This window comes from Azospirillum sp. A1-3 (assembly GCF_023806445.1).
GTDB lineage: Bacteria > Pseudomonadota > Alphaproteobacteria > Azospirillales > Azospirillaceae > Azospirillum.
In genome coordinates, this window is the sequence record NZ_JAMSLU010000001.1 from 1182728 (window position 1) to 1202741 (window position 20014).

The window sequence follows — 20014 nt, forward strand, 5'->3', positions numbered from 1 at the left end:
GCTAATCTGTTGCCGGAAAGATACACCTCTGTTGCGGCCCTGCCAAGCCGCAATGGATCTGCCTTTCGGACAGGACCGCTTAGGCCAGCCGGCGCAGGAGCCGCAGGTCGGTTGCTGGCCTTCGGTCCACCACCGTCCGCACCGACGTTGTGTCACAATTTTGGCACGGGCCGGTTGCGGTGGTGGGTGGGCGTCGATCGGTCTATTTGATGCCGCGCATCACCTGGATGTCCAGGTCGCGGATCTTCTTGCGCAGCGTGTTGCGGTTCAGACCCAGCAGTTGGGCCGCCTTGATCTGATTGCCGCGGGTCGCCGACAGGCTGAGCGAGATCAGCGGCCGTTCGATCTCCCGCAGCACCCGGTCGTACAGGCCGTTGGACGGCATGCCGTCCTTGTGGGCAGCGAAATAGTCCTTCAGGTGGCGTTCGACCGCCGAGGACAGGCCCTCGCTCTGCGGCTCCTCCACCGGCTGGGCGGCCGGGGTGGCGTCGGCAAGCTCCGCCTCGACCACGTCCAGCCCGATGACCTCCTGCGAATAGAGCGCGGCCAGACGGCGGACGAGATTCTCCAGCTCGCGGACGTTGCCGGGCCAGCGATAGCGCTTCAGCCGGTCCATCGCCGCCTGATCGATGCTCTTGGCCGGAAGCCCCTGGCTGATGCCGAGATTCAGGAAATGGCGGACCAGCAGCGGAATGTCCTCCGTCCGCTCGCGCAGCGGCGGCAGACGGATCGGCACCACGCACAGGCGGTAGAACAGATCCTCGCGGAACAGGCCTTGCCGGATCAGGGTGCGCAGGTCGCGGTGGGTCGCCGCGATGATGCGCACGTCGGTCTTGATCGCGGTGCGTCCGCCGACCGTGGTGTATTCGCCCTCCTGCAGCACGCGCAGCAGGCGGGTCTGCGCCTCCAGCGGCATGTCGCCGATCTCGTCCAGGAACAGGGTGCCGCCCTGCGCCTGTTCGAAGCGGCCGGTCGACCGGTTGGTCGCGCCGGTGAAGGCGCCCTTTTCGTGGCCGAACAGCTCGGACTCGATCAGCTCGCGCGGGATGGCGGCCATGTTGATGGCGACGAAGGCGCCATTCCGCCGCTTGCCGTAATCATGCAGCGCGCGGGCGACCAGTTCCTTGCCGGTGCCGGACTCGCCGGTGATCATCACCGTCAGGTCGGTGCCCATCAGGCGGGCCAGCACCCGGTAGATTTCCTGCATGGCGGGCGAGCGGCCGATCAGCGGCAGCTGTTCCTCGCCCTCCAGGTCGCCCCCGGGCATGGCGGCCGGCGGGGTGTTGGTGTTCAGCGCCCGTTCGACGACCGACACCAGCTCCTTCAGGTCGAAGGGCTTGGGCAGATATTCGAAGGCCCCGCGTTCCGCCGCCTTCACCGCGGTGATCAGCGTATTCTGCGCGCTCATGACGATGACGCGCAGCTCGGGCCGCAGCTTCTTGATGCGCGGGATCAGATCCAGGCCGTTTTCGTCCGGCATCACCACGTCGGTGATGACCAGATCCCCCTGCCCGTCCGCCACCCAGCGCCACAGCGTCGCGGCGTTGCCGGTGGTGCGAACCTCGTGCCCCAGCCGGGCGAGAGCCTGCGTCAGGACGGTGCGGATGGCGCGATCGTCATCCGCGATGAGAATGGTCGCCGCGCTCATCACCGAGTCCCCCGGCCGCCCTTGGACTGCAAGCCAGCGTCAGAAATCTTCGACCCCCCGGAAAGTTTCGGATCGTCGTATTTCGAATCATCGTACATCGGCAGCGACACCTTGAAGACGGTCCGGCGAGGCTGGCTGTCGAACTCGATGGTTCCGCCATGATCGCCTATGAGTTTCGCCACCAATGCAAGACCAAGGCCAGTGCCGTTCACTTTGCTGGTCACGAAGGGGTCGAACAGGTTGGACTGCAGGTCTTCCGGAATGCCGTCGCCATTATCCTGCACCGTCACCAGCAGGGGCAGATGCCGGCGCACATCGCCACCCGGCAGCGCCATGCGCACGCCATGCTGATAGGAGGTGGTCAGGGTGATCTCGCCGCCCGATTCCGGTGCAGCCTCTGCCGCATTTTTCACCAGATTCAGGAAAACCTGCACAAGTTGGTCGCGATTGCCGTAAACAGAAGGCAGTGACGGGTCGTAACGCTCGACAAAGCGTATTTTTCGGGCAAATCCGCTCTGGGCGACCTTGCGCACATGTTCCAGCACCGTGTGGATGTTCACCGCGGCGCGCTCCAGCGGCCGTTCGTCGGAGAAAACCTCCATCCGGTTGACCAGCGCCACGATACGATCAGCCTCGTCGCAGATCAGGCGGGTCAACACCCGGTCCTCGTCGTTGGCATTCTCCTCCAGCAGCTGGGCGGCGCCGCGGATGCCCGACAGCGGGTTCTTCACCTCATGTGCCAGCATCGCCGCCATGGCGGTGACCGATCGCGCGGCATGGCGATGGGTCAGCGAATGGTCGATCTTCCGGGCCAGAGACCGCTCATGGATGGTCAGCACCACATGGTCGGGCGGGTCGCCCATGGTCGCCACCTGCACCGTGACATGGTGCGGGCCGATGCGCGGCGTCTCGATGATGACCCCGTCCTGCGACACCCGGCGGCTGCCCCGGCGCACCTGTTCGATCAGGCCCATCACCGGGCTGTCCGGCGGCAGCAGGTCCGGCAGCGGCATCCCTTCCATGGCGTTGGCGGACAGGTCGAAGAACTCCTGCCCCTCCAGATTGACGAAGCGGATGTCGCCGTTGCCGTCCACCACCAGCACCGGATCGGGCAGGCTGTTCAGCACCACCAGGGACTCCAGCCTGGGCGCCCGTGAGGCACCCGGCCGGCTGCGGCCACGCTGGCCCGGGGCTGTCATCGGTACGGGGTCCATCAGGCGGCCATCCTTTCGATTGCCGGTTCGTAGAAAGCACGGATGCGATCGCGCACGGCGGCGGGATCGCCCAGCCGGTTGACCTCCTGGCGGAACTCGTTGGAATCGCGCAGGCCGGTCGAATACCAGGAGACATGCTTGCGGGCGACCTTGATGCCGCCGTCGGTGCCGTAGTGGCTCAGCATGCTGTCGAAATGCTCCAGCAGCGTGTCCATCTGCTCGTGCAGCGGCGGATCGGGCAGCCTTTCTCCGGTGCGCAGGTAATGCATGACCTGCGACGGAAACCAGGGCCGGCCATAGCTGCCACGCCCGATCATCACGCCGTCGGCGCCGGATTCGGCAAGCGCGCGGTCGACCGCCTCGAAACCGGTGATGTCGCCGTTGACCACGATGGGGATCTTCACCGCATCCTTCACATGGCGGACATAGGTCCAGTCGGCGGTGCCGGTGTAGAACTGCATGCGGGTGCGGCCATGGACCGTCACCATTTTGATCCCGCACTGCTCGGCGATGCGAGCGAGATTCGGGGCATTGCGGTTGGTCTCGTCCCAGCCCAGCCGCATCTTCAGCGTCACCGGAATGCTGACGGCCTTCACCACCGCCTCGAGGATGCGGCCGGCCAAAGCCTCGTCCCGCATCAGGGAGGAGCCGGCATGGCCGTTGACCACCTTCTTGACCGGGCAGCCGAAATTGATGTCGACGACGGCGGCGCCGCGATCCTGGTTCAGCTTCGCTGCTTCCGCCATCACCTCGGGCTCGCAGCCGGCGAGTTGGACAGCCATCGGAAACTCTTCCGGCTCGGTTTCCACCATGCGCAGGGTCTGGCGGTTCTCGCGGATCATCGCCTGGCTGGCGATCATCTCCGACACGACGAGGCCGCAGCCCGCGCGCTTCACCAGACGGCGGAACGGCAGGTCGGAGACACCCGACATGGGCGCCAGGATCACCGGTCCGGCGAGCGTGATGGGTCCGATTTGTATGGTCATTCTCACCTGCCCGATTGATGGGCAAATCAACAAAGTGCCACCATTTTGGGCAACTTATCACGCTGCCGCGGATATGTGCAAGCGCGAAGCCCCTTGGCCGCGCTCAGGCCTGGGGTGAAAGTTGTGCTCTTCCACCGACTTGCGGCGGGTGCGCCCTCAACTCCAGGCCCATTGCCCGATCAGCACGTTCGACACGAACTTGACACCGGGATAGGCAAGGGTCGCCAGCAGATAGACGATCAGCATGGTCCGCGCCGCCGTCCGCCCACGCACGCCGGTCCGGTATTCGGCCAGCAGCAGGATGCCGATGACGACGAAGGTGGCCAGCGACAGCAGGGTCTTGTGATCGGTGCGGAACAGCAGACCCTGCTCGAAATAGAGCACCGCCATGCCGGTGGCTAGTCCGGCGCCGAGGACCACCTCCGACGCGATCAGCAGACGCAGCTGCAGCCGCTCGCTCTCCGCCACCGGCGGCAGGAAGCGGCTGAGCGGAGTCGGCCGCTTGCTCTTCAGCGCCCGCGTCTGGATCACCGCGGCGAAGGACGACACGGCGCTCAGCGTCAGCAGGGCATAGGTGAAGACCGACACAGCAATGTGCAGGTCGATCCACACGCCCGGCGCATTGCCGCGCAGGACCGGGGCCGGCGCATCCTCGGTCAGCGTCGCCAGCAGACAGACCGCCAGCAGATAGGGCAGCAGCAGCGGCGCCAGCCTCCACGCCGTGTCATGGAGCAGGCTGAGCCCGATGAACAGCGCCATGCAGGCGGCGGTCGTGACCCACAGCGCGGTGGAGAATCCGGTCTGCCATTGGCCGGCGACCTGCAGGATCGCCCACATGCCCGGACCGGCGGCGGCGAGCAGCAAGGCACCCCAGAAGGACCAGCCGCGGCCCTCCACCCCCTGCCCCGCGATGCGCCGGTAAGGATAAAAGGCGGCAGGCAACAGGGCCACCAGCGCCGTCAGGCTCAAGAAAATGTTCTGCGACATGGACCCGAATGCACTCCCGTCCTTCCGCCGTCATGCTGCCATGACGTGCCGCCATATCATGCCGCCCGCCCCCGGACATCGTCCGGAGCTTAACAGGCGGCAAGGCTCGGCACTTGGCGGAACCACGGCGACAGGCTAGGCTCCGCGACGTTTCCGTCAAGTGGCTATCATATCTTACGGTTTGCCTCATGCCCACCTGCATCGCGCCCACCTGCATTGCCCTGATCGTCGCCGGCGGATCCGGCCAGCGGTTCGGCGCCGAACGGCCGAAGCAGTATCTCGACCTCGCCGGCAAGCCGGTGATGCGCCGGACGGTGGAAGCCTTTCTCAGCCACCCCCAGGTCACTGGCGTGCGCGTGGTCATCGACCCCACCTGGCGCGAGGCTTATGACGCCGCCGTTGCAGGCCTTGGCCTGCCCGACCCGGTGGCCGGCGGCGCCAGCCGTCAGGACTCGGTGCGCAACGGGCTGGAGGCTCTCGCCGCCGACGGCGCCGCCGACCTCGTGCTGATCCACGATGCCGCCCGTCCGCTGATCGACGCGGCCACCATCGGCGCGGTGATCGGCGCGCTGGAGACCACGCCGGGCGCCATCGCCGCGGTCCAGGTCACCGACACGCTCAAGCGCGGCAGTGCCGGAGCCATTGCCGGCACGGTGGACCGCGATGGGCTCTGGCGGGCGCAGACCCCGCAGGGCTTCCGCTTTCCCGCCATTCTGGAGGCGCACCGCGCCGCCGCCGGCCTGTCGCTGACCGACGACGCCGCGGTGGCGGAGCGCGTTGGTCTGGCCGTGGCGTTGGTGCCGTCCAAGGAGGACAATTTCAAGGTGACCACCCCCGACGACCTGACCCGCGCCACCCGCGCGATCATGAGCAGCCTGTGGGATGTGCGCACGGGCAGCGGATTTGACGTTCATCGCTTCACCGACGGCGATTTCGTGACGCTCTGCGGCCTGCGCGTGCCGCACGACCACGGGCTGGAAGGCCATTCCGACGCCGATGTCGGCCTGCATGCCCTGACCGACGCGATCCTCGGCGCGCTGGCCGCCGGCGACATCGGCAGCCACTTCCCGCCGACCGATCCGCGCTGGCGCGGTGCAGACAGCGCCAAGTTCCTGCGCCACGCCGCCAATCTGGTGGCGGAGCGCGGCGGCGTCATCGCCCATGCCGACGTCACCATCATCTGCGAGCGGCCGAAGGTCGGCCCCCACCGCGCCGCGATGGCCGAGCGCATTGCTCAAATCCTGGGCATCGAGGTCGGCCGGGTCAGCGTCAAGGCGACAACCACCGAGCAACTGGGCTTCACCGGCCGGCGCGAGGGCATCGCCGCGCAGGCGGTGGCGACCATCCGGCTCCCCGGCTAACATCCAATTCAACGATCAGAACCGGGAGAGGCCGTCATGTTTCCCGAGCCCATCCGCGAGCTTGCCGCCCAGGTGCTGGCCGAATACGGCCTCGCCGGTTTCATGCTGGCGACCGCCGAATCCTGCACCGGCGGCCTGATCGCCGGCGCGCTGACCGACATCGCCGGCTCGTCGAAGGTGGTCGACCGCGGCTTCGTCACCTACACCAACATCGCCAAGACCGAGCTGCTCGGCGTTCCCGCCAGCCTGTTGCACGCCCACGGCGCGGTCAGCCCAGAGGTGGCGGTCGCCATGGCGGTCGGTGCGCTGGCGAAGTCGCGGGCCGACGTGACGGTGGCGGTGACCGGCATCGCCGGCCCCGGCGGCGCGACCGAGACCAAGCCGGTGGGCCGCGTCTATGTCGCAACGGCCGTGCGCGGCGGGGCGGCGAAGGCCAAGGAATACACCTTCCCCGGCGACCGCGATGCCGTGCGCATGGCGACGGTTCAGGCGGCGCTGGAGCGGTTGCGGCTGGCCCGCCCGACCGGAAGCCTGCGCTGAACAAACACCGGCAAGCTATTTACAGAGAAGGAAAATCACCCGATGCCGACCATCAACATCCAGCTGTTCGAAGGCCGCACCGTCGAACAGAAACGCGAATACGCCAAGGCGTTGACCGAAGCGACCGTGAAGGTCCTCGGCTGCTCGCCCTCGGCGGTGGACATCATCTTTCAGGACGTGAAGAAAAGCGACTGGGCCAGCGGCGGGGAGCTGTGGTCGGACAAGAGCTGACCGACCACGTCCTCTATCCGGCCGGCGTCAGGCCGGCTGCGTCACCCGGCCCGGCCCATAAAGCTGGGCCGCACGCGTTTCAAAGGCCTGCACCATGCGGCGGACAGCCTCGTTGAACAGCAGGCCCATGATCTTCTGCAGCATCTTCGAGCGGAACTCGAAATCGACGAAGAAGTCGACGCAGCAGCCGCCGGGATGATCGTTGAAGATCCAGTGATTGTTCAGATACTGGAACGGCCCGTCGGTGTACTGCACGTCGATCCGGCAGGCTGGCGCACTCAGCTCCACCCGAGAGGTGAAGCGTTCGCGGACCATCTTGAACCCGATGATCAGGTCCGCGAACATGACATTGCCTTCGCGCTTGCGGATTCGGGCCGCCAGGCACCAGGGCAGAAACTCCGGATACTTCTCCACATCGGCGACCAGGTCGTACATCTGCTGGGGCGTGTAGGGAAGAACCTTCTTTTCCGCGTGCGTCGGCATGCCCGTACCCGTGTCCTTCTATTGAACCGCCTGGATCAGGCGGCCGCGACCCCCAGCTTGCGCAGCCGGGCTTCGCGCAGCTTCTCGAAATCGGCGCCCGCATGATAGGACGAGCGCGTCAGCGGCGACGAGGCCACCAGCAGGAAGCCCTTGCCGCGGCCGACAGTGGAATAACCGTCGAACTCCTCAGGAGTCACGAAACGATCCACCGCCGCATGCTTGGGCGTGGGCTGGAGATACTGCCCAATCGTCAGAAAGTCCACATCGGCGGAGCGCAGATCGTCCATAACCTGCCCGATCTCCTCCTTCGTCTCGCCCAGCCCGACCATCAGGCCGGACTTGGTGAAGATCGTCGGATCCAGCTCCTTCACCCGCGCCAGCAGCTGCAGCGAGGCGAAATAGCGCGCACCGGGACGGATTGTCGGATAGAGGCGCGGCGCAGTTTCCAGATTGTGGTTGAACACGTCGGGCTTTGCCTCCACCACCACCTCGACCGCACCCTTCTTCTTCTGGAAATCGGGGGTCAGGATCTCGATGGTCGTCGTCGGCGACGCGGCGCGGATGGCACGGATGGTGCGGGCGAAATGCTCGGCGCCGCCGTCGTCCAGATCGTCGCGGTCGACCGAGGTGATGACGACGTGGCTCAACTTCAGCTGTCCCACTGCCTCGGCCACATTGTCCGGCTCATGCGGGTCCAGCAGATCGGGACGCCCGGTCTCCACATTGCAGAAGGCGCAGCCGCGCGTGCAGATGGAGCCCAGGATCATGAAGGTGGCGTGCTTGTGCTTCCAGCACTCCCCGATGTTCGGGCAGGCGGCCTCCTCGCACACGGTGTTCAGTTTCAGCCCGCGCATCAGCTGGCGGGTCTCGTTGTATTCCTGGCTCATCGGCGCCTTGACCCGGATCCAGGCCGGCTTGCGCTGGATCGGGTTGTCGGGCTTATGGGCCTTCTCGGGGTGGCGCAGCTTCTCGGACTGGTCGACGAGGGTCATGGTCTAAAGCTCCCGATGGCCGACGCGATGCCCCGGCCCCGACAATAGGTGCGATGAGGATGTCAAACCCGCCATTCCGGCGGAAACAGTTCGGCCGGATAGGCCGGATCAAGCGCTTGGTCAAGCGTGAAAGGCGACTCGACCGGGAAATGCCCGTCGGGGGTATCCGCCTCGTCGGCGGCATCCAGCCGGGCCTTGCGGTAGGTCTTGTCGAACACAGCGGCAATGTAGGGCCGCAAACTTGGGCTGGCTGCGATCTCATCCACCAGCCGGTCGCGCTGCTCGCGGATCGTCCGGCGCCAGCCGCGTTCGCATCGCTCGCGCAGATCCGGACAGAACAGCCACTTCAACAGATGGGTCAGCAGGACCCGCAAACGGCTGTCGATCTCGGATTTCTGGCTGCGGCCCATGCTCTCGATCTCTTCGGCGACGTTCTCCCAGTCGACCGGGGCGTTGTTCCGCTCGGCGCCGGCACGGCGAAGCTCCTGCGCCTGGGCTTGCGTCCAGGCGTAGAAATCCTCGTCATAGGCGGCGCTGCTGCGGTCCATGGCTCCGTCCAAAGGGGAAAAACGTCACCTCGGAAAATCTTAGTTAAAAGTGGATCGCCCGGCCATAGGCATCAAGGACCGACTCATGCATCATTTCCGACAGGGTCGGATGCGGGAACACCGTGTGCATCAGCTCGGCCTCGGTCAGCTCCGACGACTTGGCGATGCCGTAGCCCTGGATCAGCTCGGTCACTTCCGCGCCGATCATGTGGGCGCCCAGCATCTCGCCGGTCTTGGCGTCGAAGATGGTCTTGATCAGGCCTTCCGGCTCGCCGAGCGCGATGGCCTTGCCGTTGCCGACGAAGGGGAAACGGCCGACCTTGATGTCGTAGCCGGCTTCCTTCGCCTTCTTCTCCGTCAGGCCGACCGACGCAATCTGCGGGTGCGAGTAGGTGCAGCCCGGGATGTTGCGGACGTTCAGCGCATGCGGGTGCTTGCCGGCGATGTGCTCGGCGACGATCACGCCTTCATGGCTGGCCTTGTGGGCGAGCCAGGGGGCGCCGGTCACGTCGCCGATGGCGTACACGCCCGGCTCGTCGGTCTCGCACATGCCGTTGGTCTGGATGTGGCCGCGGTCGGTCTTGACCTTGGTGTTCTCCAGCCCCAGCCCCTCGGTGTTCGGGCTGATGCCGACGGCGACAATGACGCGGTCGACCGTGATGTCCTCGGTCTTGCCGCCGGCCTCGACGGCCACGGTCACGCTGTCGGCGGCCTTGCGCAAATTGCCGGCCTTGGCGCCGGTGATGATGCGCATGCCCTGCTTTTCGAAGGCCTTCCGGGCCATTGCGGAGATTTCCTCATCCTCCACCGGAAGGATGCGGTCCATCACCTCGACCACTGTAACTTTGGCGCCCAAGGCATTGTAGAAGCTGGAAAATTCAATGCCGATGGCACCGGACCCGATCACCAGCAGCGACTTCGGCATGCTGTCGGGCGTCATCGCCTTGCGATAGGTCCAGACCAGCTTGCCGTCATCCTCCAGCCCCGGCAGCGTGCGGGCGCGCGCACCGGTGGCGATGATGATGTGCTTGGCGCCGAAGGTGCCGACCGGGGCCTCGCCCTTGGTCACCGCCACCGTGCCCTTGCCGAGCAGCTTGGCAGAGCCTTCGATCACCGCGACCTTGTTCTTCTTCAGCAGGTGTTTGACGCCGCCGTTCAGCTGCCCGGCGACCTTGCGCGACCGGGCGACGACCTTGTCGAGGTCGAAGGACGGGTTCTGGATGACCAGGCCGTAGTCGGCGGCATGCTTGGCGAGATGCAGCACCTCGGCCGAGCGCAGCAGCGCCTTGGTCGGGATGCAGCCCCAGTTCAGGCAGATGCCGCCCAGGTTTTCACGCTCGATGACCGCGGTGTGCAGGCCCAGCTGCGCGGCGCGGATCGCCGCCACGTAACCGCCCGGCCCGCCGCCGATGACGATGACGTCGTAATTCATGTCGGCCAAGGGTGTTCTCCCCATTCAGGAGCGAGGCGCATCCTCGCGGCCGGCGGCAAAGATGCCTTCCTCGACCCGGCACGCCTCGTCGATGATCGTCTGGTACAGGGTGGCCATGAAGTCCGGATCCAGGCCGTACGCCAGCCCCGCCTCGGCCGCCCGCTGTTTCACCGCTTCGACGCGGTCGGGCAGCACGGCCGGCAGGTTCTCCGCCTTCTTCACCGCGGCGACGCGGTGGACGACGGACAGGCGCTTGCCCAGCAACGCGACGAGTTCGTCGTCGATGGCGTCGATTTCGGCGCGGAGCGGGGCAAGGCTTTTCGACATGGAACCGGATCCTCAAACCATCAGAGCAGCATCGAGAGCGGATCCTCGAGCAGCTTCTTCACCGCCGCAAGGAATTCCGCACCGACGGCGCCATCGGCGACGCGGTGATCGAAGGTGCCGGTCAGGCTCATCACCGTGGCGATGGCCAGCGCGCCGTCCTTCACCACCGGGCGCTGCTCACTGGCGCCGATCGCCAGGATGCAGGCCTGCGGCGGGTTGATGATCGCCTGGAACTGCTTGATCCCCATCATGCCCAGGTTGGAGATGGAGATCGTGCCGCCCTGATATTCTTCCGGCTTCAGCGCGTTGTCGCGCGCCTTCTTGGCCAGCGCCTTCATCTCGTTGGAGATGTCGGCCAGCCCCTTGGTTTCCGCCTTCTTGACGATCGGGGTGATCAGCCCGGTCGGGGTGGCGACGGCGACCGAGATGTCGGCGTGGCTGTACTGCAGCATCGCCTCGTCGGTCCAGGCGGCGTTCAGCGCCGGAACCTTCTTCAGCGCCAGCGCCACGGCGCGGATGATGAAGTCGTTCACCGACAGCTTGTAGGCGTCGGACCGGCCGTTCAGCTCGGCACGGACCTTCATCAGCGCGTCGATCTCTACATCGACCGTCAGGAAGTAGTCGGGGACGGTGCGCTTCACCTCGCCCAGGCGCTTGGCGATGGTCTTGCGCATGCCGCTGTTCGGCACGGCGGTGTAGGCCATGCCCAGCTTGTCGGCGAGCGACTTGGCATCCACACCCTCGGCCTTCGCCGGGGCCGGAGCGGCGGCGGGAGCCGGTGCGGCGGCAGCAGGAGCCGGGGCAGCCGCCGGAGCGGCGGCAGCCTTGGCCGGACCGGCGGCCTTGGCGGCCTCCACGTCGGCCTTGACGATGCGGCCGTGCGGGCCGGTGCCCTTGACCGACTTCAGGTCGACGCCGGCCTGTTCGGCGATGCGGCGCGCCAGCGGGCTGGCGAACACACGCTCGCCAGTGGCAGCCGCCGGAGCGGCGGCCGGGGCCGGAGCAGAGGCGGCCGGGGCGGCCGACGGCGCCGGTGCTGCGGCCGGAGCGGCAGCAGCGGGCGCAGGCGCCGGGGCGGGAGCGGAGCCGGCCGAGGCCAGTGCGCTCTCGTCCTCGCCCTCTTCCAACAGGATGGCGATCGGGGTGTTCACCGCGACGCCCTGGCTGCCGGCCGGGATCAGGATCTTGCCGATGCGGCCTTCATCGACCGCTTCGACTTCCATGGTGGCCTTGTCGGTTTCGATCTCGGCGAGCACGTCGCCGGACTTCACCGTGTCGCCTTCCTTCTTCAGCCACTTGGCGAGGTTGCCCTCGGTCATCGTGGGCGAGAGGGCGGGCATCAGAATCTGAACGGTCATCCTATCAGCCCTCCTCTCAACGATAGCAGGCTTGCTTGGCGGCCTTGACGATGTCGGCGACCTGCGGCAGCGCCAGCTTTTCCAGGTTGGCGGCGTAGGGCATCGGCACGTCCAGGCCGGCCACGCGGGCCACCGGCGCGTCCAGATAGTCGAACGCCTGCTCCATCATCAGCGCGCACATTTCGGAACCGATGCCGGCGAAGGGCCAGCCTTCCTCGACGGAGACGAGGCGGTTGGTCTTCTTGACGCTGTTGACGATGGTGGCGGTGTCCAGCGGACGGATCGTGCGCAGGTTGATGACCTCCGCGTCGATGCCTTCCTTCGCCAGTTCCTCGGCGGCGGCCAGGGCATGGCCGACCATGATCGAGAAGGCGGTGATCGTCACGTCCTTGCCGGCGCGCTCGATCTTGGCCTTGCCGATCGGCAGGACGAACTCCTCGTCCTCCGGAACCTCGAAGCTCTGGCCGTAGAGAATCTCGTTCTCCAGGAAGACCACCGGGTTCGGATCGCGGATCGCCGCCTTCAGCAGGCCCTTGGCGTCGGCCGCCGACCAAGGCGAGACCACCTTCAGACCCGGGCAGTGGGCGTACCACGAGGCATAGCACTGCGAATGCTGGGCAGCGACGCGGGCGGCGGCGCCGTTCGGGCCGCGGAAGACGATCGGGCTGCCCATCTGGCCGCCGGACATGTACAGCGTCTTGGCGGCGGAATTGATGATGTGGTCGATCGCCTGCATGGCGAAGTTGAAGGTCATGAACTCGACGATCGGCTTCAGCCCCTTGAAGGAGGCGCCGACGCCCAGACCGGCAAAGCCGATCTCGGTGATGGGCGTGTCGATGACACGACGCTCGCCGAACTCCTGCAGCAGGCCCTGGGTCACCTTGTAGGCGCCCTGGTACTGCGCGACCTCCTCGCCCATGACGAAGACCTTCTCGTCACGGCGCATTTCCTCGGCCATCGCGTCGCGCAGAGCTTCGCGGACCGTCTTCTTCACCGTCTTGGCGAAGAACTTGTCCTCGTCCGAATCCGGGGTCGACACCGGAGCGGCCGGCACGGTGGGGGCCGGAGCCTGGACCGCCGACGGTGCGGCCTTGGTCTCTTCCGAGGCCGGGGCGGCATTGGCCGGAGCGGCGGCGGCCGGGGCGTTGCCGCCCTTGGACAGCGCGCTCTCGTCCTCGCCTTCTTCCAGCAGGATGGCGATGGGGGTGTTCACCGCGACATTGTCGGTGCCTTCGGGCACCAGGATCTTGCCGACGCGGCCTTCATCGACCGCTTCGACTTCCATGGTGGCCTTGTCGGTCTCGATCTCGGCGAGCACGTCGCCGGACTTCACCGTGTCGCCTTCCTTCTTGACCCATTTCGCCAGCTTGCCCTCGGTCATGGTGGGCGACAGGGCCGGCATCAGCACTTCGATCGGCATTCCTCAACCTCCGGCGGCGCGGGGAAACCGGTTGCCGCTCCCATTTATGGGGGCAACCCGTCCCTCTGGCGCCGCTCCTGCTTTTCGTTGACGTCAGGACCAGACGGTGGATCGACGGTCAGCTCTCGACCAGGATGTCGGTCCACAGCTCCGACGGATCGGGCTCGGGGCTCTGCTGCGCGAACTCGGCCGATTCGGTCACGATCGCCTTCACCGCGCGATCGATCTCCTTCAGCTTGTCCTCGTCGGCATGGCCGCCGGCCAGCAGCTTCGACTTCAGCTGGTCGATGGGATCGGACTCCGACCGCATCTTCTCGACCTCCTCCTTCGTCCGGTACTTGGCCGGATCGGACATGGAGTGGCCGCGGTAGCGGTAGGTCTTCATCTCCAGGATGACCGGGCCGTTGCCTTCGCGGATGTAGTTCACCCACTGGTCGGCGGCGGCCTTCACCTCCAGCACGTCCATCCCGTTGACCTGATAGCCCGGGATGCCGTAGGCGGCGCCGCGCTGATGCAGTTCACCGGCCGAGGCGCGCTCCTGCGAGGTGCCCATGGCGTACTTGTTGTTCTCGATGACGAACAGCACCGGCAGCTTCCACAGCGCCGCCATGTTGAAGCTCTCGTACACCTGGCCCTGGTTGATGGCGCCGTCGCCGCAATAGACCGCGGAGACGCCGCCGTCATTGAGGTACTTGTGCGAGAAGGCCAGACCGGTGCCGAGCGGAACCTGGCCGCCGACGATGCCGTGGCCGCCGTAGAAGTTCTTTTCGCGGCTGAACATGTGCATCGAGCCGCCCTTGCCCTTGGAGTAGCCCCCAATGCGGCCGGTCAGCTCGGCCATCACGCCCTTGGCTTCCATGCCGCAGGCCAGCATGTGGCCATGGTCACGGTAGCTGGTGATGACGTCGTCGCCCTCTTTCAGGGCCGCCTGCACGCCGACGACGACGGCTTCCTGGCCGATGTAGAGATGGCAGAAGCCGCCGATCAGGCCCATGCCGTACAGCTGGCCCGCCTTCTCTTCGAAGCGGCGGATCAGCAGCATCTCGCGATAGTAATGAAGAAGCTCTTCGGAAGAGACGGCTTGAGCGGGCGCGGTGTCGGTCTGCGCCTTGGTGGAACGGCGTCGGGACGCGGCCATGATTCCTCCCCAGGGTTCAAGCGGCAAAGGTCTTTGACAACACCTTTTGCCGCCGCGCGTTGCGGGCATGCGAGAGCCCGCACCGGAAGCGAATATGGCGCGCACACTACACGAGCTTCTGGGTCTGCGCAAACGTCTGTTTTTGCAGCGCTATTTCAGATTAACCGCGATTCGGTTAATCGGCTGATATCCCCTTACTTCTGCTGGCTCGCCCCTTCCGGATCGGCCAGTTTGGGAAGCTTGACGATGACGTCGCGCGGGCTGGCGAAATTCAGCATCAGCCGCGCCCGCTCCTCCAGCATGTCGCGGTCAAGACCGTCGCCGCGCAGCAGTTGGGCGCGCCGTTCCATGTCTTCCCGCTCGGTGCGGAGCTGGTTCAGCACATCCTCCGCCTGGGCGATTTCCCCCTGGATCTGCTTCATCGCCACCAGTCCGCGATCACCATGGATCGCGTAGTAGGCGAAGTAGGCGACCACGCAGGCGCACAGCGCCGGCATGATTGCTTGGCGGAGCGCGCTTTTGGCGGCGCGGGCGAGCGTGTCGGTGAGGTCGGCGATCATCGTCATGGTGGCACGATGGAATCACAGCGGCTTTCCACCGGTCAAACGAAAAAGATGGAACAGCCAAGTCGCAAAAGCTTCGTGATCTTTGCGCAACCCAGTAATGGGTATCCGTCACGCCCAAGCCACAAGTCGACAGGATGTTCCTGTAAAGTTCTCGTCGGTAATCGGATGTCCCGCCGGGCGACGCTCCCGCTCATCGGTACAGCCATCCACCCGGCATAGAGCGAAGGTGCATGGAATGAAACCGACGGTGGCGTGTTTGGACCCACACGGTGCCGTTGTGTCCGGGTCCGAGTCCATTGCGTCTTCGCAACTCCGGTCCCGCCGATGGCGCCGCCAACTGGCTGAGGAGCGATACCCCATGCGCAGCAAGTTTCTGATCGTGGCCCTGCCCGCCCTGCTTCTGGGTCTGGCGGCCTGCGACGACCAAAACGCCCAGAATTCCAACGCGTCGAACCAGAGCAGCCCGACCACCAGCAGCGGGTCGAGCAGCGGATCCACCACCGTCCCGCCGCCCTCGACCGGCGTACCGGTGCAGGGCGGCACGTCGGGCAATTCGATGAACGAGACCAGCGGCGCCACTCGTACGGTGCCGGGTGGCTCGACGGCCGGCGGTTCGGCCGGCGGCGGCGCCAGCACCGGCACCTCGACTCCCTCGGGCGGTCAGTAAGGTCGGACATGGTGGACGGTCACACGTCCACCACCCGCCTCCGCCGGTCCGATGCCTCGCCGCTGCTGTCGGGCTCGAAGGCGATACCCTTGACCAGCGCCACCACCGGGCGGCCGGGGTTCAGTTCCAGTTCACGAACGGCCGCCCGCGTGATTCGCGCGATCAGAAAGGAGCCGCCCACCGCCAGCCGCACGTCGGCCGACGACGGGCCGGACTCCGCTACCTCCGCGACGGTTGCGGTCAGCGCGTTGCGCAGGCTGACGCCGCTCGGCTGCTGTAAAGCGATGATGACGTCGCGGGCATGGATGTGCAGCCGCACCGCCGTGCCGGGCGGCCGGTCGATCTGCGGCACCGTCAGGCGCCCGCCGTCGAAAGCCAGCACCGACAGCCCATCCTCTGGAACATGGCGCTCGACCGTCAGGTCCAGCACCGCACCGGCATCATGCGCGCCGGTCACCGCCGACAGGTCGAGCCGGCCCATCACCGCGCCCACTGGTCCGGCGGCGCGCACCCTGCCCTCCGCGATCAGCACCATCGTGGTGGCGAGCCGCACCACCTCGTCCAGCGCGTGGCTGACCAGGACGATGGGGATGTTCATCTCGTCGCGCAGCCGCTCGATGTAGGGCATGATCTCCGCCTTGCGGGCGGCATCGAGCGAGGCCATCGGCTCGTCCATCAGCAGCAGGCGCGGCTGTGCGAGCAAGGCGCGGCCGAAAGCGACCCGCTGCTTCTCACCGCCGGACAAGCCACGAGGCCGGCGGTCCAGCAGATGGCCCAGGCCCAGCAACTCCACCACCGGCGTGAAAGCGATCCGCCGCTCTCCGGCGGGCACACGACGCAGTCCGTATTCCAGGTTGCTGCGCACAGTCATGTGCGGGAACAGCCGCGACTCTTGGAATACATAGCCGATGCGCCGCTTCTCCACCGGCATGTCGATGCGCCGGGCGCTGTCGAAGAACACAGTGTCGCCGACGCGGATATGACCGGCATCGGGCCGGGTCAGTCCGGCGATCGCATTGATAACCGAGGTTTTGCCGGAGCCCGAGCGGCCGAACAGAGCCGTCACCCCGCGTTCCTCCGCGGTGAAGGCGATGTCAAGCGTGAAGGCCCCCAGTGTCTGGCGGATGTGCAGGTCCAGCATGGTCAGACCTGCCCGATCAGGCGGCGGACCCTGTTCGCCAGAAACTCCGACAGCATCAGCGCCAGCAACGCCACGCCGAAGGAGATCGTCGCCAGCCGCGCCGCAACCGCGTCGCCGCCCGGTTCCTGCGTCGCGGCGTAGATCGCCAGCGGCAGCGTCTGCGTCTTGCCGGGGATGTTGGAGACGAAGGTGATGACCGCCCCGAACTCCCCCATCGCCGCGGCGAAGGCGACGATGGCGCCGGACAGCAAGCCCGGCGCCATCAGCGGCAGCAGGATGGTGAAGAAGCGATCGACCGGCCCGGCGCCCAGCGTGCGCGCCGCCGCCTCCAGCCCGCCGTCGATGGCCTCCACCGACAGGCGGATCGCCCGCACCATCAGCGGAAAGGAGGTCACCGCCACCGCCAGCGACGCCCCCTCCGCCGTGAAGATCAGCTTGATGCCGAAGGTCTGGTAGAGCCAGCCGCCGACCACCCCCTTGGTTCCCATCGTCACCAGCAGGATATAACCGGTGACCACGGGCGGCAGGACCAGCGGCAGATGGACCAGCCCATCGACCAGCGTCTTGCCCGGAAAGGAATAACGGCCGAGCACCCAGGCGGCGAGCACGGCCACCGGCAAACCCAACGCGATGGCGACGCCCGCGACACGCAGGCTCAGCAGCAACGCGGTGGTTTCCATCGGCGTCAGGAGTTCCATGCGGCAGAGCTTACGGTGCCTTGGGTGCCGGAACGAAGCCGAATTCCTTCCACACCGCCATGCCATCCGGCGATTTCATGTAGTCGAGGAAGGCCACCGCCGCAGAACTTTTCGACGACGCCACCAGAGCCGCCGGATAGGTGATCGCCGGATAGCTGTCGGGCGGGAAGGCAGCGGCGACCTCCACCCCCGGATCGATGGCGGCGTCGGTGCGATAGACGATGCCCAGCGGCACCTCGCCCCGGCTGACCAGCACCAGCGCGGCGCGCACGCTGTCGGCCCGCGCGAGCTTCGGTTCGACCGCCGTCCATTGCCCCAGCGTCTCCAACGCCGCCTTGGCGTACTTCCCGACCGGAACGTTCGACGGGTCACCGGTGGCAAGCCGCCCGTCGCCCAACTGGTCCGCCAGCTTGCCGCCCTTGGACAGGTCCGGCTTCAGGGTCGAGCCCTTCGGCACCACCGCCACCAGTTCGTTGCCCAGCAAGTTCACCCGGCTGTCGGTCTTGATGAGATCGCGCTTCTGCAGATAATCCATCCAGTCGAGATCGGCGGAGATGAAGATGTCCGCCGGCGCGCCATTCTCGATCTGCTTGGCCAGCGCCGACGAGGCGGCGAAAGAGGATGTCACGGCGGTTCCGTTCTTCGCCTTGAACTGCGACGCCAGTTTCTCGACCGCATTCTTGGTCGAGGCCGCCGCCAAAACCAGCACGTCCTGCGCCATCGCCGCCGGTGCCGCGACCGTCAGTCCGATGCCCAGCACGACGGCCGAAACCGCCGCCGTGAATCCGCGGCGCCCGAACGTCCCATTCAAACCGACCATCGCCACCTCCTGCCGAATGCGTCGCTCCACCTATATTCCAACGGATACAACGCTTCGCGGTTGCGGTAAAGCGTAAACGGTGCAATCCGCACCATGGAGGCATGGCGGCCATCCACATCATGTCATGACTTGCGTCGCGGCCCCGTGATAGGAAGTGCGGCTGATCGGACCAGTTCCATAATCGCTCCCCGCTCCCCCTCCCGCACCAGGAAAGCCCCATGCGCGCCGTGAAGATTTCCCCCTCGATTCTCTCCGCCGATTTCGCCCGGCTGGGCGAGGAGGTCCGCGCGGTCGACGCCGCCGGCGCCGACTACATCCACATCGACGTGATGGACGGCCATTTCGTGCCCAACCTCACCATCGGGCCGGGCGTGGTGAAGGCGCTGCGTCCGCACACCGCCAAGGTTTTCGACGTCCACCTGATGATCTCGCCGGTGGATCTGTTCATTCCGGACTTCGCCAAGGCCGGCGCCGACATCATCACCGTCCATCCGGAGGCCGGTCCGCACCTGCACCGCACCATCCAGCTGATCAAGTCGCTGGGTAAGAAGGCCGGCGTCTCGCTGAACCCGGCCACCCCGGTGGACGCCATCCAGCATGTGCTGGAGGACATCGACCTCGTGCTGGTGATGACGGTGAACCCCGGCTTCGGCGGCCAGAGCTTCATCAAGAGCCAGCTTCCGAAGATCCGTGACCTGCGCGCCCGCATCGACGCGCTCGGCAAGCAGATCGACCTCGAGGTGGACGGCGGCATCAACCCGGAGACCGCCCGTCTGGCGATCGAGGCGGGCGCCGACGTGCTGGTGGCCGGCACCGCCACCTTCACCGGCGGTCCGGACCAGTATGCCGCCAACATCCGCGCGCTGCGCTGAGCGAACAGTTCGAATAAACGTCAACGGCCCCGCAATGCTCCCCCGGATGGGAGGAGCGTTGCGGGGCCGCTTCGATTCAGGCCGGAATGGTTACAGACCGGCCACAGCTCTCGTCAGCGGGTCGGCGGCGTATAGGGCGCGCCGCCATTCATGCCGCGCGTGCTCATGTTGCCTTCCGTCTGCGATCCGGTGCCGGAATAGCTCGGAGCGGCATAGCTGGGAGCCGTATAGCTCGAACCGGAGTTGCTGTAGCCGTAGGTCCCGGCGCTCGACCCGGAATAGGTGACGGGCGGGGTCATGCTCTCCGCCCGCTGCCGTTCGGCCAGTTGGCGTTCGCCGATGCTCTCGCCCAGCACGACGACCTTGCCGCCCTGCGCGGTGTCGGTCAACGGCAGGCCGCGGGCCGGCGCGCTCAGCGGCGGCACGCCGGTCGTCGAGCCCATCGTGTAGCTGGAGCCGGCCTGCGGCGTCGTCGCGGAACCGGCCACCTGGGCCATCGCGCCGGTCGACAGCAGAACGGCACCCACAGCGGTGAAAATGAAGGTCTTGTTCATAACGCATCTCCTAACAGTCGTCCGTGGCGGC

At 66.5% G+C, this 20014-nt stretch carries 22 protein-coding genes; 5 read left to right on the forward strand and 17 right to left on the reverse strand.

What is annotated here, in order from left to right:
• Positions 1-202 precede the first annotated feature (202 nt).
• The 4 genes from ntrC to M5E06_RS05620 form a co-directional block, all read right to left on the reverse strand.
• Positions 203-1648 (reverse strand): nitrogen regulation protein NR(I), encoded by a 1446-nt coding sequence (ntrC, locus tag M5E06_RS05605; RefSeq protein ID WP_109151026.1) that lies wholly within the window; start codon positions 1646-1648, stop codon positions 203-205.
• Positions 1648-2847, reverse strand: a complete 1200-nt coding sequence (locus M5E06_RS05610) for a two-component system sensor histidine kinase NtrB (protein ID WP_252137456.1) — start codon at positions 2845-2847, stop codon at positions 1648-1650. The genes ntrC and M5E06_RS05610 overlap by 1 nt, the downstream gene beginning before the upstream one ends.
• A gap of 14 nt (positions 2848-2861) precedes the next feature.
• Complete coding sequence (dusB, locus tag M5E06_RS05615; protein ID WP_252137457.1) at positions 2862-3848, reverse strand: tRNA dihydrouridine synthase DusB; 987 nt, start codon at positions 3846-3848, stop codon at positions 2862-2864.
• Positions 3849-4004: 156 nt separating this feature from the next.
• Complete coding sequence (locus tag M5E06_RS05620) at positions 4005-4835, reverse strand: cytochrome C assembly family protein (protein WP_109151028.1); 831 nt, start codon at positions 4833-4835, stop codon at positions 4005-4007.
• Positions 4836-5023: 188 nt separating this feature from the next.
• On the opposite strand from M5E06_RS05620, the gene M5E06_RS05625 reads away from it, so the two are divergent.
• Genes M5E06_RS05625 through M5E06_RS05635 form a run of 3 tightly spaced genes read left to right on the forward strand, consistent with a single transcriptional unit; the run spans position 5024 to position 6967 of the window.
• Positions 5024-6196, forward strand: coding sequence for a bifunctional 2-C-methyl-D-erythritol 4-phosphate cytidylyltransferase/2-C-methyl-D-erythritol 2,4-cyclodiphosphate synthase (locus M5E06_RS05625; protein WP_252137458.1), 1173 nt, complete (start codon positions 5024-5026; stop codon positions 6194-6196).
• A gap of 36 nt (positions 6197-6232) precedes the next feature.
• Positions 6233-6736: a CinA family protein gene (locus M5E06_RS05630; RefSeq protein ID WP_109151030.1), complete on the forward strand. Its 504-nt coding sequence runs from the start codon at positions 6233-6235 to the stop codon at positions 6734-6736.
• A 42-nt stretch (positions 6737-6778) separates the two neighbouring features.
• Complete coding sequence (locus M5E06_RS05635) at positions 6779-6967, forward strand: 4-oxalocrotonate tautomerase (RefSeq protein WP_098739878.1); 189 nt, start codon at positions 6779-6781, stop codon at positions 6965-6967.
• 27 nt (positions 6968-6994) lie between these two features.
• On the opposite strand, the gene M5E06_RS05640 is transcribed toward M5E06_RS05635, so the two are convergent.
• From M5E06_RS05640 to M5E06_RS05680, 9 genes are all read right to left on the reverse strand, one after another.
• Entirely contained in the window at positions 6995-7450 is a 456-nt protein-coding gene (locus tag M5E06_RS05640; protein ID WP_109151031.1) for a type II toxin-antitoxin system RatA family toxin, read from the reverse strand.
• 35 nt (positions 7451-7485) lie between these two features.
• Positions 7486-8442 carry a lipoyl synthase gene (lipA, locus tag M5E06_RS05645; protein ID WP_109151032.1) on the reverse strand — a complete coding sequence of 319 codons (957 nt, stop codon included), beginning with the start codon at positions 8440-8442 and terminating at the stop codon, positions 7486-7488.
• 62 nt (positions 8443-8504) lie between these two features.
• On the reverse strand, positions 8505-8990 hold the full coding sequence (locus M5E06_RS05650) for a DUF29 domain-containing protein (RefSeq protein WP_252137459.1): 486 nt from the start codon (positions 8988-8990) through the stop codon (positions 8505-8507).
• A gap of 43 nt (positions 8991-9033) precedes the next feature.
• Positions 9034-10431 (reverse strand): dihydrolipoyl dehydrogenase, encoded by a 1398-nt coding sequence (gene lpdA / locus M5E06_RS05655; RefSeq protein WP_252137460.1) that lies wholly within the window; start codon positions 10429-10431, stop codon positions 9034-9036.
• A gap of 15 nt (positions 10432-10446) precedes the next feature.
• Positions 10447-10749 carry a chorismate mutase gene (locus tag M5E06_RS05660; protein WP_252137461.1) on the reverse strand — a complete coding sequence of 101 codons (303 nt, stop codon included), beginning with the start codon at positions 10747-10749 and terminating at the stop codon, positions 10447-10449.
• 20 nt (positions 10750-10769) lie between these two features.
• Entirely contained in the window at positions 10770-12107 is a 1338-nt protein-coding gene (locus tag M5E06_RS05665; protein ID WP_252137462.1) for a pyruvate dehydrogenase complex dihydrolipoamide acetyltransferase, read from the reverse strand.
• Positions 12108-12123: 16 nt separating this feature from the next.
• Positions 12124-13527 (reverse strand): pyruvate dehydrogenase complex E1 component subunit beta, encoded by a 1404-nt coding sequence (locus M5E06_RS05670; RefSeq protein WP_252137463.1) that lies wholly within the window; start codon positions 13525-13527, stop codon positions 12124-12126.
• A 118-nt stretch (positions 13528-13645) separates the two neighbouring features.
• Positions 13646-14665, reverse strand: a complete 1020-nt coding sequence (pdhA, locus tag M5E06_RS05675) for a pyruvate dehydrogenase (acetyl-transferring) E1 component subunit alpha (RefSeq protein ID WP_109151037.1) — start codon at positions 14663-14665, stop codon at positions 13646-13648.
• 194 nt (positions 14666-14859) lie between these two features.
• Positions 14860-15231 carry an FtsB family cell division protein gene (locus M5E06_RS05680; RefSeq protein ID WP_252137464.1) on the reverse strand — a complete coding sequence of 124 codons (372 nt, stop codon included), beginning with the start codon at positions 15229-15231 and terminating at the stop codon, positions 14860-14862.
• A 358-nt stretch (positions 15232-15589) separates the two neighbouring features.
• Between M5E06_RS05680 and M5E06_RS05685 the strand changes: the two genes are divergently transcribed.
• Complete coding sequence (locus M5E06_RS05685) at positions 15590-15898, forward strand: hypothetical protein (RefSeq protein ID WP_109151038.1); 309 nt, start codon at positions 15590-15592, stop codon at positions 15896-15898.
• A 19-nt stretch (positions 15899-15917) separates the two neighbouring features.
• On the opposite strand, the gene modC is transcribed toward M5E06_RS05685, so the two are convergent.
• The 3 genes from modC to modA are packed head-to-tail and all read right to left on the reverse strand — an operon-like array spanning position 15918 to position 18557.
• Positions 15918-17039, reverse strand: a complete 1122-nt coding sequence (modC, locus tag M5E06_RS05690) for a molybdenum ABC transporter ATP-binding protein (RefSeq protein WP_252137465.1) — start codon at positions 17037-17039, stop codon at positions 15918-15920.
• Between the two features lie 2 nt (positions 17040-17041).
• On the reverse strand, positions 17042-17737 hold the full coding sequence (modB, locus tag M5E06_RS05695; RefSeq protein ID WP_109075429.1) for a molybdate ABC transporter permease subunit: 696 nt from the start codon (positions 17735-17737) through the stop codon (positions 17042-17044).
• A 10-nt stretch (positions 17738-17747) separates the two neighbouring features.
• On the reverse strand, positions 17748-18557 hold the full coding sequence (gene modA, locus M5E06_RS05700) for a molybdate ABC transporter substrate-binding protein (RefSeq protein WP_252137466.1): 810 nt from the start codon (positions 18555-18557) through the stop codon (positions 17748-17750).
• Positions 18558-18775: 218 nt separating this feature from the next.
• On the opposite strand from modA, the gene rpe reads away from it, so the two are divergent.
• Positions 18776-19429: a ribulose-phosphate 3-epimerase gene (rpe, locus tag M5E06_RS05705; RefSeq protein WP_109151041.1), complete on the forward strand. Its 654-nt coding sequence runs from the start codon at positions 18776-18778 to the stop codon at positions 19427-19429.
• A gap of 113 nt (positions 19430-19542) precedes the next feature.
• Here the strand turns inward: rpe and M5E06_RS05710 are convergent, their stop codons facing one another.
• Positions 19543-19983 (reverse strand): hypothetical protein, encoded by a 441-nt coding sequence (locus tag M5E06_RS05710; protein ID WP_109151042.1) that lies wholly within the window; start codon positions 19981-19983, stop codon positions 19543-19545.
• Positions 19984-20014 lie beyond the last annotated feature (31 nt).

Excerpts from the sequence above, each read along its gene's own strand:
- ntrC (WP_109151026.1), bottom strand. The coding sequence starts at position 1,648 with ATGAGCGCGGCGACCATTCTCATCGCGGATGACGATCGCGCCATCCGC.
- M5E06_RS05610 (WP_252137456.1), bottom strand. The coding sequence starts at position 2,847 with ATGACAGCCCCGGGCCAGCGTGGCCGCAGCCGGCCGGGTGCCTCACGG.
- dusB (WP_252137457.1), bottom strand. The coding sequence starts at position 3,848 with ATGACCATACAAATCGGACCCATCACGCTCGCCGGACCGGTGATCCTG.
- M5E06_RS05620 (WP_109151028.1), bottom strand. The coding sequence starts at position 4,835 with ATGTCGCAGAACATTTTCTTGAGCCTGACGGCGCTGGTGGCCCTGTTG.
- M5E06_RS05625 (WP_252137458.1), top strand. The coding sequence starts at position 5,024 with ATGCCCACCTGCATCGCGCCCACCTGCATTGCCCTGATCGTCGCCGGC.
- M5E06_RS05630 (WP_109151030.1), top strand. The coding sequence starts at position 6,233 with ATGTTTCCCGAGCCCATCCGCGAGCTTGCCGCCCAGGTGCTGGCCGAA.
- M5E06_RS05635 (WP_098739878.1), top strand. The coding sequence starts at position 6,779 with ATGCCGACCATCAACATCCAGCTGTTCGAAGGCCGCACCGTCGAACAG.
- M5E06_RS05640 (WP_109151031.1), bottom strand. The coding sequence starts at position 7,450 with ATGCCGACGCACGCGGAAAAGAAGGTTCTTCCCTACACGCCCCAGCAG.
- lipA (WP_109151032.1), bottom strand. The coding sequence starts at position 8,442 with ATGACCCTCGTCGACCAGTCCGAGAAGCTGCGCCACCCCGAGAAGGCC.
- M5E06_RS05650 (WP_252137459.1), bottom strand. The coding sequence starts at position 8,990 with ATGGACCGCAGCAGCGCCGCCTATGACGAGGATTTCTACGCCTGGACG.
- M5E06_RS05660 (WP_252137461.1), bottom strand. The coding sequence starts at position 10,749 with ATGTCGAAAAGCCTTGCCCCGCTCCGCGCCGAAATCGACGCCATCGAC.
- M5E06_RS05665 (WP_252137462.1), bottom strand. The coding sequence starts at position 12,107 with ATGACCGTTCAGATTCTGATGCCCGCCCTCTCGCCCACGATGACCGAG.
- M5E06_RS05670 (WP_252137463.1), bottom strand. The coding sequence starts at position 13,527 with ATGCCGATCGAAGTGCTGATGCCGGCCCTGTCGCCCACCATGACCGAG.
- pdhA (WP_109151037.1), bottom strand. The coding sequence starts at position 14,665 with ATGGCCGCGTCCCGACGCCGTTCCACCAAGGCGCAGACCGACACCGCG.
- M5E06_RS05680 (WP_252137464.1), bottom strand. The coding sequence starts at position 15,231 with ATGACGATGATCGCCGACCTCACCGACACGCTCGCCCGCGCCGCCAAA.
- M5E06_RS05685 (WP_109151038.1), top strand. The coding sequence starts at position 15,590 with ATGCGCAGCAAGTTTCTGATCGTGGCCCTGCCCGCCCTGCTTCTGGGT.
- modC (WP_252137465.1), bottom strand. The coding sequence starts at position 17,039 with ATGCTGGACCTGCACATCCGCCAGACACTGGGGGCCTTCACGCTTGAC.
- modB (WP_109075429.1), bottom strand. The coding sequence starts at position 17,737 with ATGGAACTCCTGACGCCGATGGAAACCACCGCGTTGCTGCTGAGCCTG.
- modA (WP_252137466.1), bottom strand. The coding sequence starts at position 18,557 with ATGGTCGGTTTGAATGGGACGTTCGGGCGCCGCGGATTCACGGCGGCG.
- rpe (WP_109151041.1), top strand. The coding sequence starts at position 18,776 with ATGCGCGCCGTGAAGATTTCCCCCTCGATTCTCTCCGCCGATTTCGCC.
- M5E06_RS05710 (WP_109151042.1), bottom strand. The coding sequence starts at position 19,983 with ATGAACAAGACCTTCATTTTCACCGCTGTGGGTGCCGTTCTGCTGTCG.